Raw genomic sequence first — 14609 nt, 5'->3', positions numbered from 1 at the left:
CGGTTCAGGCCAGCACGCCTGCGGGCAACTCATCGACGAGGATCCACACGGCGGTGGCGCCCAGCAGCGCCGCCATCGTGAGGTTGAACGTCCGCAGCACAGCCGGCCGTTCCAGCAGGCTGCGCATGCGGTCACCGATACCGGCCCACAATGCGATGCACGGCAGGTTGATGACGGCACATGACAGGCCGAGCAGCGCAACCGCAGCCCAGCCGGCCCCCTGGGGCAGGAACAGGATCGCGACGTTGAGCACCATCATCCAGGCCTTGGGATTGACCCACTGGAACAGCGCCGCCCCGACGAAACCGAGCGGTCGCGCCCGCCCAGCGTTGCCCGGGCGCCCGGCCTGCGCCTGTCGCCACGCCAGCCACAGCAGGTAGCTGCAGCCCAGCAACACCAGCGGCAGGCGCAGGGCCTCGATCCAGTTCATCGCCCAAGCCACCGTCCCCCCCACCAGCACGACCTGCACGCCATGCCCGACGCTGATGCCCAGCATGTGCGGCAGGGTACGGCGAAAGCCGAAATTGACCCCGCTCGCGGCGAGCATGATGTTGTTCGGTCCGGGCGTGACGGACATCGTGGCGACGTAGGTCATGAGGGGCAGGTCGAGCATGGTGGTCTCCTTGCATCACGGGTCCGGACGACCCGCTGCAGAACCACTCTATGCGCACGGCAAATACAGATACAGAGTCAGAGCTTGTCGTCTATATTGGGTACAGTCTACAGATATGCAGTTCTGTATCCGCCGCCAGCTCACCGATCTGTATCCATGTCCATCACCGAAGCCCTGCCGCTGTATCAGTCATTGGCCGACGAACTGCGCGACGCGATGCGCGACGGCCGCCTGCCTGCCGGCGCCCGCCTGCCCTCGGTACGGGAGGCGGCCTCCAGCCGCAGTTTGAGCATCAACACCGTGCTGGCCGCCTACCGTCAGCTGGAAGCCGCTGGCCTCGTCGAGGCCCGCCCGCAGTCGGGCTATTTCGTGCGCTCGCGCCTACCCTCGCCGCCTCCTGCGCCAGCCGGGCACCTGCCGGAGGAAGGGCGCCCGGCCGATGGCGCCGTGCTGAGTCGCATCGCGACCGTGCTGGCGGCCCAGACCCGCCCCGACACCATCGACCTGTCGCTCGCCTGCCCGAAGGGCGGTGACTTCTATCCCGGCGAACGCCTCGCGCGCATCGTCGCCGACCTGTCGCGGCGCCGGCCCGCCCTGCTCACCGACTATTCGCTGCCACCGGGCTCCGCCTTGCTGCGCGAACAGATCTGCCTCCATGCCGCCGCGCTGGGCATGAACCTGTCCCCCGACGCCATCCTGATCACCAACGGCTGCATGGAAGCGCTGCAACTCGCGCTGCGCGCCGTCACCCGCCCGGGCGATACGGTGGGTCTGGAGTCGCCGACCTACTTTAACCTGATTCCGCTGATCGACCGCCTCGGGCTGAAGACCATCGAGTTGCCCACGCACCCGGACACCGGACTTTCGCTCGACGCGCTCGAGCTCTTGCTGTCCGAGGGGCGCCTGCAGGCGGTGGTGGCGATGCCCAACGTCCACAACCCACTCGGCACCGGCATGCCGCTGGCCGCCAAGCGCCGGCTCGCCGCCCTGGCCGCGCAGTACCGGGTGCCGGTGATCGAGGACGCCCTGTACGCGGAACTGCAGTTCGCCACGCCCCTGCAGCCGACGGCCAAGGCCTTCGACCGCGACTGCTGGATCATCGTCTGCGCCTCCTATACCAAGACGCTGGCACCGGGCTTTCGGATCGGCTGGATGGAGGGCGGCCGCTTCGGCCGGGCGCTGGCGGAACTGAAGTTCTGCTCCTCGGTGGCGCAGCCGGCGTTGCTGGCCGAGGCTGTCGGCAGGTTCCTGGAAAATGGCGGCTACGCCCAACACCTGCGCCGGCTGCGGCGGGTGTATGCGGGCCAGATCGAACGCCTGCGCGGCCTGATCGATGCGTCCTTTCCACGCGGCACCCTCGCCACGCAGCCCAGCGGCGGCTTCCTGCTCTGGGTCGAACTGCCCGAGGGCTGCAACACCAACGCGCTGTTCGACGCGGCCTTGCCGCTTGGCATCGGCATCACGCCCGGCAAGCTCTACGCCCCCAGCGGTCGCTACAGCCGGCACCTTCGCCTGTCAGGCTGCTATCCGTTCACCGAACGCCATGTGCAGGCACTGGGCACGCTCGGCGCCCTTGCCAGCGCGCAACTGACCGAGGGCTGAGCATGCCCTAGCGCGACACCAGTCCGGCATCCGACGGCTGCCGTGTCAGACGTCGTTGTCGGTTTCGTTGGCGATGCCGTCGTCCAGCCCGTCGCTGCCGAGTTCCTCGACCTCGAGCTCCACGGTCTGCAGACGACGCAGGCGGTCGGGCGCCTGCAAGGCGTGCTGTCCGCCGTTGAACAGATCGCGGTTGAGTACCGATATGGCTTCAACCCAGGCGGAAGAAGCCTCGCAGCCGATCTGCGCTTCGCCGTCGCGGCACACGGTCAGCGCCTTCCCTTCCACGGTGAAGTGCACGCCGGGCAAGGGGCGCACGCGCACCACGTCATCGGCATGCGCGGCAAAACGCAACATGGTCTCGCGTTCATCGCCCAGCAGGTCGAGGACCAATGCCGGCAAGGCGTAGATCGGCAGGTCGCCGGTGCGGACCGGGCCGCGCCGGCCGTCGATGACGATCAGCGGGGTGGCGACGAGGGTACGGAACATTGCATCGTCAAACTCGCTGCGGCTCGCGGCGAGGAGCCCGGACTCGGCATAGCCACCGTGGTTCCAGCCCAGCGACGGCAGGTGGTCACCGAACAGCACGACGATCGCGTCGGGATCGCGCCTTCGCAGCTCGGCCAGGAAGTGCATCAACTCTCGCGACTTGTAATACACGGTGTTCGCGTAGGCGCTCACCAGGCCGTTGTCGGTCGCGGCGGTGATCACCGGCGGGCGCGCTTCGTTGAGCGGGTAGTCCAGATGTCCGAAGTAGGTCAGCACGTAATTGAACAGCGGCCGACCACCGTCGAGCTCGGGACCGATGCGCTCGAGCACCTGGCGATACAGGGAGGCATCGCTGAGGAACTCGCCATTCATGTCGTCGAGCACGAAGTTGCGGTCGGACCAGTACTGCTCGAAGCCGACACGGCGATAGGCGTTGATGCGGTTCCAGAACGGCGCGGCGTTGGGATGCGAGGCCACGCTGCGATACCCTGCCTCGCCCAGGTGACGGGGCAGGCAGGGCACATCGCGGCGCAAGCGGCCTTCGAAGAACACCGCGTCGGTCTGCACCGGGAAGCCGCACAGCGCCTCGAACTCGGCGTTGGCGGTGTAGCCTCCGAACACGGGCGACAGCGCCCGCGCATTGCCCGCGGCCTTCCATAGCTTGCGGAAGGCCGGATCAAGCGGATCGGCCGACAGTCCGGCAGCCTTGAGCGGCAAGGGGTCCCAGAAGGATTCGAGCACGATCATGTGCACGTTGCGCCCGGCGCGGTCAGGGTGCTGCAGCGCAGCCTTGAAGAGCCTGCCCGGGGGCCTCGCGCCGAGCAGGCTCAAGGCCTGATCGACCTCGGCCATCTGCGGAGGCTGCGCACGGCGCGAGAGATTGCGCGCCGTCTCCTGCACGAGGTGCAGGGGCAGGCCCCGCATTTCATAGTTGCCACGCTGATTCCAGACCCAGTCGCCAAAACGCGCGTCCATCCAGCCGACCACCGGCGCCGGATGCGACACCACGGCCGTCACCGCCAGGACCGCGCCTCCGAGTGCGACCCAGGCCCTGGGTTGCCGCCATGCGAACATCCACAGCAAACTGGCCACCGGCAGGGCGAGCATCGCGACACTGCCCCACAGCTGCCAGCCTTCGAGCAACAGGAAAAGGTTTTTCGCGGCGACGAAGTCGTCGGGCATCACCGGGCCACCGAGCACCGCGAGCTTGATTGCGTTGGAAACGGTGAAGGCCGAGAACAGCACCCCCATCGTCAGCACAAAACGCATCACGCTGCGCGCCATCATGAACAGCAACCCGCCCACGAACAGGTGTGCGCCAAGATCGCGCGGCCATGCACCTGCTTCGGGTGACACGCCCAGGGCAAAGGCGATACCGGTCTGCGCGAGCAGGTACCACAGCGTGACCAGACCCAGCGCCCACATCCACTCGCGCACCCGCGCGGTCGCGGACCCCGTTCCACCCGGACAGTTCGACGACGAGGAATGAATGAATCGATGCACGGCGGATTTCCGGAGCCATTCTGGGGCCCCGATAATACCGCCGTAACACAAGCGTGAGTCGGAATGCATGTTACCGGATGCGGCGCTGTCGCCACGGGATCACGGCGGTGCCCTGCACGGGCATCGATGCGCCGCCCAGCCGTGCTCGACGCCCCCGCGGCGCGAACTCAGGCGCCGACGATCCCGTCCCACAGCAGCTTCAGCCCCGACAGGCCGAGTGCCAACGTGGCGAAAAGGTAGAACGGGCGCTCCGGGATGCGGCGAATCAGCCTCAAGCCGAGCCAGACCCCGATGGGGACCAGCGGCAGCAGCATTGCCGACATGATCAACCCGTCGCGCGAGAACAGTCCGATCGACAGGTAGAACGGCAGTTTTGCGAGGTTGATGACGGTGAAGAAGAACACGGACGTGGCAACGAAGGTGTCCTTCGGCAGCCGACGGCTGAGCAGGTAGGCCATGATCGGCGGCCCACCGGCATGTGCGAGCGTGCTGGTAAAGCCTGAGCCAGCTCCGCACAGCCAGGCGAAGCGACGCGATGCGGGAAGCTCGCCGGTGCCATCGGCCCGCCCGGTGCGCAGCAGACGGTCGGCCGCGAACCCGATCGCGATCAGACCCAGCACGATCTTGACCATGCGGTCCGACAGGACGCCGAACGCGAGCGTTCCGACGCCAATGCCGAGCAGGGCGGCGGGGATCAGCATGCGCAGGTCGCGCCAGTCGGCCTTGCCACGCCAGGCGCGGATACCGGCCATGTCCATCACGATCAGGACCGGCAACACCACCGCCACCGCGTCGCGCGGCGGAATCCACATCGACATGAAGGGAACGGCAAGTCCGCCCAATGCGCCGCCGAGGCCCGCCTTGGAAATGCCGGTGAGCAGGATCGCGATCGCGGTCACCACCCAGCCTGCGACATCCATGCTCATCGGACCTCCCCATCCGGATCCACGTACAGGACGGCCTGGTCCCGCCCGAGCCGCTTGGCTTCATACAATGCCGCGTCCGCCTGCTCGAAAAGCTCACGCATGAGCGGCCACTCGAGTCCCCCCTCGGGCCCGCCCTCGGGCGCAACCCGATGCGTCCGTGCGTACTCGACCGTGACGGCGTCGGCCTTCAACCAGGCTACGCCGATGCTGACGGTCGCATGCGACGCCACCGTCGATGCGGCATGCGGAATCTGCAGCCTGCGTACGGCCTCGCACATGCGTTGGGCCAGGTCGAGCGCGGCCTTCCCGTCCGTGAGCGGCAGCAGGACCGCGAACTCCTCACCGCCATAGCGGGCCACCAACTCGCCGGCACGACCGACGTGAGCCTGAAGCGCGGCGGCAAGGGTCTTCAGGCACTGATCACCGGCCGGGTGGCCATAGTGGTCGTTATAGAGCTTGAAGTGATCGACATCGATCATCAGCAGCGCGAGCGGGGTTTCGCCGCGCACGGCGAGCGCCAGCTGGAAGCTCGCGGCTTCGTCGAGCGCCCGGCGGTTCGCCACGCCGGTCAGCGGATCGACCCGCAGTTGCGCCTCCAGCCCCCCAAGACTGCGCTGCAGGGCCTGGGTCAACACCCGTTCGCGCTGCCAGGCACGCCGCAACACGAGGCCGAACACGCCGGCCGAAGCCAGCAGCAACAGGCTGACCGGCAAGGCCAACGCCAGAATCTCCCGCCTGCGCACGTCGGCAAACACCTCGGCCACCTCGACCGAGGACAGCAGCAGCCAGCGCGTACCGAACACCGGACTGGCCATCGCCATCACCGCGCGGCCCTGTTCATCGCTTGCGTAGAACACGCCCCGCACGCCCCCCAGCGCCTGCACGACGGCGGCCGGATTGCCCTCAAGCGGGTAGCGATACTGCAGCACCGCCGCTTTGACCTCGCGCGGCGCATTGAGATAGCGTGCCTGCTCGCCGTCACGCCAGACAATGCCGGAACGCGCCGTCTGGCTCGGCGTCGGCCAGGGCTCGAGCAGCGGCAAGAGCGCGGAACGCAGGTCCTGCACCAGCCACACCGCGCCGATCGCCACCTCGTCGTCGTAAAGCGGCGCGAACACACTGATGAAAGGAAAGGCAAACGCCCGATCGGACACCGGCTCCGCCATCACGGCCTTGGCCGATGAAAGCGCCGACCGCAAGGCGCCCAGATCGGCCAAGGGCACCCGCGTCCCTTCCCGACCGTCGTCTGCACGATTGCTCAGCAGGACGGTGCCCGCGGAATCGACGAAATGCACCGCGGTGTAATGTCCGAGCTCATTGAGCGCCCGCAAGCGGCGACGCACGCCTTCGCGAGCGCTGACCTCGCCGTCGCCCAACCAGCGGCCAAGTGCGGCTGACAACAGGGTGTCCTCGACCAGCATCTCCGCATCGCGCAATGATTGCTGCTGCCAGCCGACAACCGCCTGCAACTGCAACTGGTTGATAGACTGCAGTTCTCTCTCGGCCTGATGGCGGTGGCGGTTCTCGCGCTCGACATACACCCCGTGAAGCCACGCAGTCAGGCAGATCACCAGCAGCACGAGCAACGCGGCGGCGGCAAAAGCCCCCTTGCGGCGCTTCAGGGCGGGATCGGATGCGGGTCGGGGTACGCTAGGCAAGGCCGGCTCGGGAGAATTCGGGGATCAACGAGGAAATCGCATGACAAGGACTGCATGTTCCAACGCGTGGCGAGTGCTCGCACGCTGCCTGCTGGCTGGATTGGTCAGCGGGATGGCAATCGTTTCAGGATACGCTGCTGCGAAAGACCAGGTCGTGTTCGGGATCACGCTGGAGCCCGACCGGCTCGATCCGACCAGCGCGCCTGCAGCGGCAATCGGCGAAGTCGTGCACTACAACGTGCTGGAGGGGCTGGTAAAGATCGAAGAGAACGGCCAGACAAGCCCGATGCTTGCAGAATCCTGGGACATGTCGGCCGACGGCAGGACCTACACCTTCCGGTTGCGGCCCGGCGTGCGCTTTCATGACGGACAGGCGTTCGATTCGGCCGCAGTGAAGTTCTCGTTCGAGCGCGCCCGACGGCCCGACTCCGGCAACAAGTCGCGAACAAAACTGTTCGACAAGATCGAGCACATCAGCACCCCCGACCCGCTCACGGTCGTGCTGGTGCTGCGTCATCCCGATCCTCACCTGCTGTATCGCCTCGGCGAGAGCCCTGCGGTGATCCTGCATCCCGCCAGCGCCGATCGCGCCATGGCTGCCCCGGTCGGTACCGGGCCCTTCCGCTTCGAGCGATGGGACAAGGGGCACTCGATCACGCTCGTCAAATGGCCTGACTACCGCGACGCCGATGCCGTCCGCCTGCAGCGCGCGGTGTTCCGCTTCACCAACTCCTTTGTCGACAAAGTCGAGCTGCCACCCGAAGTGGATGTGTTCTTCAACTTCGCCACAAAAACGGTTCTGCGCAACCGGCTGAACGAACGCTATCAGGTACTCATCGGCGGCTCGAGCAGCAAGGCACTGCTCGCGATCAACAACCGCCACAAACCGCTCGACGACGTCCGCGTACGCCGCGCGATCAACCATGCGATCGATCGTGCCGCCGTGATCCAGCACATCCTCGATGGTCGTGGCAGCGCGATCGGAAGCCACTTCTCACCCACCGAAATCGGCTATCTGCATCTGGCCGACCGCTACCCCCACGACCCCGGGCGCGCCAGGGCATTGCTGACGGAGGCCGGCGTCGAGGGTCGCCTCAGGCTCAAGCTGAGCTTGCCGCCCACCCCCTACGCGCGAGACGGCGGGCAGCTGCTCGTGCAACAACTCGCCGCAGTCGGCATCGACACGAACGTGGAACTGGTCAGCTGGGCCGAATGGCTGAACGGCGCATTCAAGGGCGACTTCGAGCTGACGCTGATCAACCACGTCGAGCCGCTCGACTACGACATCTACACCGACCCGTCCTACTACTTCGGCTATGACAGCGTCGATTTCCGCGCGCTGGTCGAGGCCCACCGCAACGCCGACAACCCGCGCCAGCGCAACCGCCTGCTTGCCGACATCCAGCGCAAGTTGGCAGACGATGCCGTCAATGCCTGGATCTATGCGCCGCAGGTGTCCACCGTGGCACGCAAGGGGCTGGAAGGGCTATGGGTGAACTATCCGATCTACGTCCATGATCTCGCCGCACTGCGGTGGCGCTGAAGGGACGCCCTTGCGGACGAATTCGTAGCCAGGCGGTGTGCGGCACACCCTGCCGCCGTGAACGGACGGAGGGGGCGGATCGACTTACCCGATCCGCCCCCTCCGGGCTCGACGCCTACTCTCCGCCTTACCTCGGCAACAGGCTCTCGCCCATCAGGAACTCATCCACCGCGCGGGCGCACTGACGCCCCTCCCTGATCGCCCACACCACCAGTGACTGGCCGCGACGCATGTCACCCGCAGCAAACACCTTCGGCACGTTGGTGGCGTAGCAGCCTTCGCCATCGGTCGTCGCCCTGGCATTGCCACGCGCGTCCTTGCCGACGCCAAAGGCCTCGAGTACACCGCCCACCGGCTGGGTGAAACCCATCGCGAACAGGACCAGGTCGGCCTTGATCTCGAACTCGGAACCCGGCACCTCGGACATCCTGCCGTCCTTCCACTCCAGGCGACAGGCCTTGAGCGCCTTGACCTTGCCGTTTTTGCCGATGAACTCCTTGGTGGCGACGGCGAAGTCGCGCTCGCAGCCTTCCTCATGCGAGGACGAGGTGCGCAGCTTGGTCGGCCAGTAAGGCCAGGTCAGCGGCTTGTTCTCCTCCTCGGGCGGCATCGGCATCAGCTCGAACTGGGTCACGCTCGCCGCGCCGTGGCGGTTGGACGTGCCGACGCAGTCGGAGCCGGTGTCGCCACCGCCGATCACCACCACGTGCTTGCCCTTGGCCGAGATCGGGTTGGGTTTGTCACCGGCGACCTGCTTGTTCTGCGGGATCAGGAACTCGAGCGCGAAATGCACGCCCCCGAGTTCGCGGCCCGGCACCGGCAGGTCGCGCGGCACTTCGGCGCCGCCCGCCAACACCACGGCATCGAAGTCCTGCTGCAGCTGCTCGGCGCTGACCACTTCCCTGGCGTCACTTACAATGCCGGCCGGCATTTCCTTGGCCGCCACCAGCACACCGGTACGGAAGACGACGCCTTCGGCCTGCATCTGCTCGACGCGGCGATCGATCAGCCACTTCTCCATCTTGAAGTCGGGGATGCCGTAGCGCAGCAGCCCACCGATGCGGTCGTTCTTCTCGAACACCGTCACGTCATGGCCGGCACGGGCCAGTTGCTGCGCGGCCGCGAGGCCCGCCGGGCCAGAGCCGACCACGGCGACCTTCCTACCGGTCCTGACGTCCGCAACCTGCGGCACCACCCAGCCTTCTTCCCAGGCCTTGTCGATGATCGCGTGCTCGATCGACTTGATGCCCACCGCCTCGGTGTTGATGTTCAGCGTGCAGGCTGCCTCGCAGGGCGCGGGGCAGATGCGGCCGGTGAACTCCGGGAAGTTGTTGGTGGAGTGCAGCACCTCGATCGCTTCGCGCCAGTGGCCGCGATACACGAGGTCGTTCCAGTCCGGAATGATGTTGTTGACCGGGCAGCCGTTGTTGCAGAACGGGATACCGCAGTCCATGCAACGCGCGCCCTGGATCGACGCCTGCTCGTCGCTCAGGCGAACGACGAATTCCTTGTAGTTCTTCAGGCGCTTGCCGACCGGCTCGTAGGCCTCCGACAGGCGCTGATACTCCATGAAACCAGTTGGTTTGCCCATTTATGCGGCCTCCTTCTGTGCTTCGCGCTGCTGCGCCATCTCGGCCAGCGCGCGGCGGTACTCGTGCGGGAACACCTTGACGAACTTCTTGCGCCAGGTCGCCCAGTTGTTGAGGATCTCGCGGGCGCGAACGCTGCCGGCGAAACGGACATGGCGCTCGATCAGGCCCTTGAGGATGAGCTCGTCGCCCATGGTCAGGTGGTCGATGTCGACACGGCCGTGGGACTCGAGCTCGTCGCCCGACTCCGAGCCCTTGCGCGCGGCGATCTCGTCGGGCAGCGGCTCGAGCGCGACCTGCGCCATGTTGCAGCGCTGCTCGAAGGTGCCATCCTCGTCGAGCACGTAGGCCACGCCACCCGACATGCCGGCCGCGAAGTTGCGGCCGGTCTGGCCGAGCACGACGACGGTGCCGCCGGTCATGTACTCGCAACCATGGTCGCCCACGCCTTCCACCACCGCGGTGGCACCGGAGTTGCGCACCGCGAAACGCTCGCCGGCGACACCGGCGAAATACACCTCGCCCTCGGTCGCGCCATAGAGCACGGTGTTGCCGACGATGATGTTCTCGGGCGTATCACCGCGGAACTCCGCCTTCGGACGCACGACGATGCGCCCGCCCGACAGCCCCTTGCCGACGTAGTCGTTGCCCTCGCCCACCAGCTCCAGCGTGATGCCGCGCGCCAGGAAGGCACCGAAGCTCTGGCCGGCAGTGCCGTTCAGGCGGATGTGGATGGTGTCGGACGGCAGGCCGGCGTGGCCGTAGCGCGTCGCCACCTGGCCCGACAGCATGGCGCCGACGGTGCGGTTGATGTTGCGCACCGGCAGGTCGATATTGACCTTCTCGCCCTTTTCCAGCGCCGGCTTGGCGAGCGCGATGAGCTGGTTGTCGAGCGCACCTTCCAGGCCATGGTCCTGGACCTCGGTGTGCAGACGCGGCACTTCGACCGGCACGTTCGGCAGGTAGAAGATGCGCGAATAGTCCAGCCCCTGCGCCTTCCAGTGCGAGATGCCCTGCTTCATGTCGAGCAGGTCGGCGCGGCCGATGAGGTCGTCGAACTTGCGGATGCCCAGCTGGGCCATCAACTCGCGCACTTCCTCGGCGACGAAGAAGAAGTAGTTCACCACATGCTCGGGCTGCCCCTGGAAGCGCGCACGCAGCACCGGATCCTGGGTGGCGACGCCCACCGGGCAGGTGTTGAGGTGACACTTGCGCATCATGATGCAGCCTTCGACGACCAGCGGCGCGGTGGCGAAGCCGAACTCGTCGGCGCCGAGCAAGGCGCCGATGATGACGTCGCGGCCGGTCTTGATCTGGCCGTCGACCTGCAGCCGCACACGCGAGCGCAGGCGGTTGAGCACCAGGGTCTGCTGGGTTTCGGCCAGGCCGAGCTCCCACGGCGAGCCCGCGTGCTTGATCGAGCTCCACGGCGAGGCGCCGGTGCCGCCGTCATGGCCGGCGACGACGATGTGGTCTGCCTTGGCCTTGGCCACACCCGCCGCCACCGTGCCGATGCCGATCTCGGACACCAGCTTGACCGAGATGCTGGCCACCGGGTTGGTGTTCTTCAGGTCGTGGATCAGCTGGGCCAGATCCTCGATCGAGTAGATGTCGTGGTGCGGCGGCGGCGAGATCAGGCCGACACCCGGTACCGAGTGGCGCAGGAAGCCGATGTATTCCGACACCTTGTGGCCGGGCAGCTGGCCGCCTTCGCCCGGCTTGGCGCCCTGGGCCATCTTGATCTGGATCTGGTCAGCGTTGACCAGGTACTCGGTGGTGACGCCGAAGCGGCCCGAGGCCACCTGCTTGATCGCCGAGCGCAGCGAATCGCCGGCGTTCAGCTCGAGGTCGCGGGCGATGCGGTTCTCGCCGATCACCTGCGACAGCTTGATCGCCTGCGTCAGCGGCTTGAAGCGCATCGGATCCTCGCCGCCCTCGCCGGTGTTCGACTTGCCGCCGATGCGGTTCATCGCCACGGCCAGCGTGGTGTGCGCCTCGGTCGAGATCGAACCGAGCGACATCGCACCGGTGGCGAAGCGTTTGACGATCTCCTTGGCGGGCTCGACCTCGTCCAGCGGCACGGGCGTGACCGCTGCCTTGAGCTCGAACAGGCCGCGCAGCGTCATGTGGCGCCTGCTCTGGTCGTTGATGATCTTGGCGTATTCCTTGTAGGTGTCGGCCTTGCCCGAGCGTGTGGCGTGCTGCAGCTTGGCGATCGCATCCGGCGTCCACATGTGCTCTTCGCCCCGGACGCGGAAGGCGTACTCGCCACCAGCCTCCAGCATGTCGTGCAGCACCGGGTCGGCGCTGAAGGCCGCCTTGTGCTGGCGGATCGACTCCTCCATCACCTCGAACACGCCGATGCCTTCGACCTGGCTGGTGGTGCCGGTGAAGTACTTGTCGAGCAGCGCCTGCTGCAGACCGACGGCTTCGAAGATCTGCGCGCCGGTGTAGGACATGTAGGTCGAGATGCCCATCTTGGACATGACCTTCATCAGCCCCTTGCCGATGGCCTTGACGAAGTGCTTGACGTACTTGGCCGCCGATTCGGCGTCGCCCGCGAGGTGCTGCAGCGTCTCGAGGGCGAGGTAGGGGTGAACCGCCTCGGCGCCGTAACCGGCGAGCACGGCGAAGTGATGCACTTCGCGCGCCGAGCCGGTCTCGACCACCAGGCCGGCGCGGGTACGCAGGCCCTTGGCCACCAGATGCTGGTGGATGGCGGACAACGCCAGCAGTGCGGGGATCGCCACGCGATCGGCCGCAAGCTTGCGGTCGGACACGATCAGGATGTTGTAACCACCCAGCACCGCGTTCTCGGCATCGGCACAGAGCGAGGCCAGGCGCGCTTCGACGCCTTCCTTGCCCCATTCGGCCGGATAGCAGATGTCCAGCTCGGCCGAGCGGAACTTGTTCTGCGTGTAGCGCGCGATGTTGCGGATCTTGGCCATGCCTTCGAAGTCCAGCACCGGCTGGCTTACCTCGAGGCGGAACGGCGGGTTGATCTCGTTGATCTCGAGCAGGTTCGGCTTCGGCCCAATGAAGGACACGAGCGACATCACCATCTGCTCGCGGATCGGATCGATCGGCGGGTTGGTGACCTGCGCGAAGAGCTGGCGGAAGTAGTTGTAGAGCGGCTTGTTCTTGGACGACAGCACCGCCAGCGGCGAGTCGTTGCCCATCGAGCCGGTGGCTTCCTCGCCCGCCTTGCCCATCGGCTCGAGGATGAACTTGATGTCTTCCTGGGTGAAGCCGAAGGCCTGCTGGCGGTCGAGCAGCGGCGCGACGCGCTCGTCGGCTGCAGCGGTGTCGAGCACAGCCGGCGCCTCGAGGGTGTCGAGCTTGATGTTGATGCGGCGCAGCCAGTCGGCGTAAGGCTTGGCGTTGGCCAGCGACTCCTTGAGCTCCTGGTCGCCGATGATGCGGCCCTGTTCCATGTCGATCAGGAACATCTTGCCCGGCTGCAGGCGCCACTTCTTGACGATCTTGCTGTCGGGAATCGGCAGCACGCCCGACTCGGAGGCCATCACGACGAGGTCGTCGTCGGTGACGAGATAGCGCGCCGGACGCAGGCCGTTACGGTCGAGCGTGGCGCCGATCTGGCGACCGTCGGTGAAAGCCACCGCGGCGGGGCCGTCCCACGGCTCCATCATCGCCGCATGGTATTCGTAGAAGGCGCGGCGCTTCTCGTCCATCTGCGTGTGCGACTCCCAGGCCTCCGGGATCATCATCATCATCGCGTGGGCAAGCGAGTAGCCGCTCATCACCAGCAGTTCGAGCGCGTTGTCGAAGGACGCCGAGTCGGACTGGCCAGGATAGATCAGCGGCCAGATCTTCTGCAGATCTTCGCCCAACAGCGGCGAATGCACGCCCTTCTCGCGCGCGCGCATCCAGTTGTAGTTGCCGCGGAGCGTGTTGATCTCGCCGTTGTGGGCGATGTAGCGGAACGGGTGGGCGAGGTCCCACTTCGGGAAGGTGTTGGTCGAGAAGCGCTGGTGCACCAGCGACAGCGCGGACACCGCACGCGGATCGAGCAGGTCGGGATAGTACTCGCCGACCTGGTTGGCCAGCAGCAGGCCCTTGTAGTTCACCGTGCGTGCCGACATCGACACCATGTAGAACTCTTTGCCGTGCTTGAGGTTGAGCGCGCCGATGGCGTTCGCGGCGCGGCGACGCACGACGTAGAGCTTGCGCTCGAGCGCCTCGGTCACCATCACGTCGGCACCGCGGCCGATGAAGATCTGGCGGATCACCGGCTCCTTGGCTTTCACGGTCGGCGACATCGGCATGTCGTGGTTGACCGGGACGTCGCGCCAGCCGAGCACGACCTGGCCTTCGGCCACGACCGCACGCTCGATCTCTTCTTCACAGGCCAGGCGCGAAGCGGCTTCCTTGGGCATGAACACCATGCCCACGCCGTACTCACCGGGCAGCGGAAGGCTCACGCCCAGCTTCGCCATTTCCTCCCGGTAGAGCTGGTCCGGGATCTGGATCAGGATGCCTGCGCCATCGCCCTGCAACGGGTCGGCACCGACCGCACCGCGGTGATCCAGGTTCTTCAGGATCTCGAGGCCCTGCAGCACGATGTCGTGGGTTTTCCTGCCCTTGATGTGGGCGATGAAACCCACGCCGCAGGCATCATGTTCATTGGCGGGGTCGTAAAGACCCTGCTTTTGGGGCAGATCCATCTTC

The 14609-nt window shown here is 66.5% G+C and carries 8 protein-coding genes; 2 read left to right on the top strand and 6 right to left on the bottom strand.

What is annotated here, in order from left to right:
* Window positions 1-4: 4 nt before the first annotated feature.
* Complete coding sequence (locus C664_RS04345; protein ID WP_004253816.1) at window positions 5-613, bottom strand: LysE family translocator; 609 nt, start codon at window positions 611-613, stop codon at window positions 5-7.
* 156 nt (window positions 614-769) lie between these two features.
* Here C664_RS04345 and C664_RS04340 point away from each other — a divergent pair, with 156 nt between their 5' ends.
* Window positions 770-2215: an aminotransferase-like domain-containing protein gene (locus tag C664_RS04340; protein ID WP_004253815.1), complete on the top strand. Its 1446-nt coding sequence runs from the start codon at window positions 770-772 to the stop codon at window positions 2213-2215.
* Between the two features lie 45 nt (window positions 2216-2260).
* On the opposite strand, the gene C664_RS04335 is transcribed toward C664_RS04340, so the two are convergent.
* The 3 genes from C664_RS04335 to C664_RS20900 form a co-directional block, all read right to left on the bottom strand.
* Window positions 2261-4204 carry an LTA synthase family protein gene (locus C664_RS04335; RefSeq protein ID WP_232435064.1) on the bottom strand — a complete coding sequence of 648 codons (1944 nt, stop codon included), beginning with the start codon at window positions 4202-4204 and terminating at the stop codon, window positions 2261-2263.
* 167 nt (window positions 4205-4371) lie between these two features.
* The gene (locus C664_RS04330) at window positions 4372-5130 is read right to left on the bottom strand and encodes a sulfite exporter TauE/SafE family protein (RefSeq protein ID WP_004253811.1); all 759 of its coding nucleotides are present in this window, start codon (window positions 5128-5130) and stop codon (window positions 4372-4374) included.
* Window positions 5127-6788 carry a GGDEF domain-containing protein gene (locus C664_RS20900; protein WP_157353951.1) on the bottom strand — a complete coding sequence of 554 codons (1662 nt, stop codon included), beginning with the start codon at window positions 6786-6788 and terminating at the stop codon, window positions 5127-5129. Before C664_RS20900 ends, C664_RS04330 begins: the two co-directional genes overlap by 4 nt.
* Before the next feature lie 112 nt (window positions 6789-6900).
* Between C664_RS20900 and C664_RS04320 the strand changes: the two genes are divergently transcribed.
* Window positions 6901-8331, top strand: a complete 1431-nt coding sequence (locus C664_RS04320; protein WP_004253807.1) for an ABC transporter substrate-binding protein — start codon at window positions 6901-6903, stop codon at window positions 8329-8331.
* 127 nt (window positions 8332-8458) lie between these two features.
* Here the strand turns inward: C664_RS04320 and C664_RS04315 are convergent, their stop codons facing one another.
* On the bottom strand, window positions 8459-9922 hold the full coding sequence (locus tag C664_RS04315; protein WP_004253805.1) for a glutamate synthase subunit beta: 1464 nt from the start codon (window positions 9920-9922) through the stop codon (window positions 8459-8461).
* Window positions 9923-14605, bottom strand: a complete 4683-nt coding sequence (locus C664_RS04310) for a glutamate synthase-related protein (RefSeq protein ID WP_004253801.1) — start codon at window positions 14603-14605, stop codon at window positions 9923-9925.
* Window positions 14606-14609 lie beyond the last annotated feature (4 nt).

The organism is Thauera sp. 63, from assembly GCF_000310165.2.
Lineage (GTDB): Bacteria > Pseudomonadota > Gammaproteobacteria > Burkholderiales > Rhodocyclaceae > Thauera > Thauera humireducens.
This window is presented reverse-complemented; position numbering and strand designations above follow the sequence as displayed.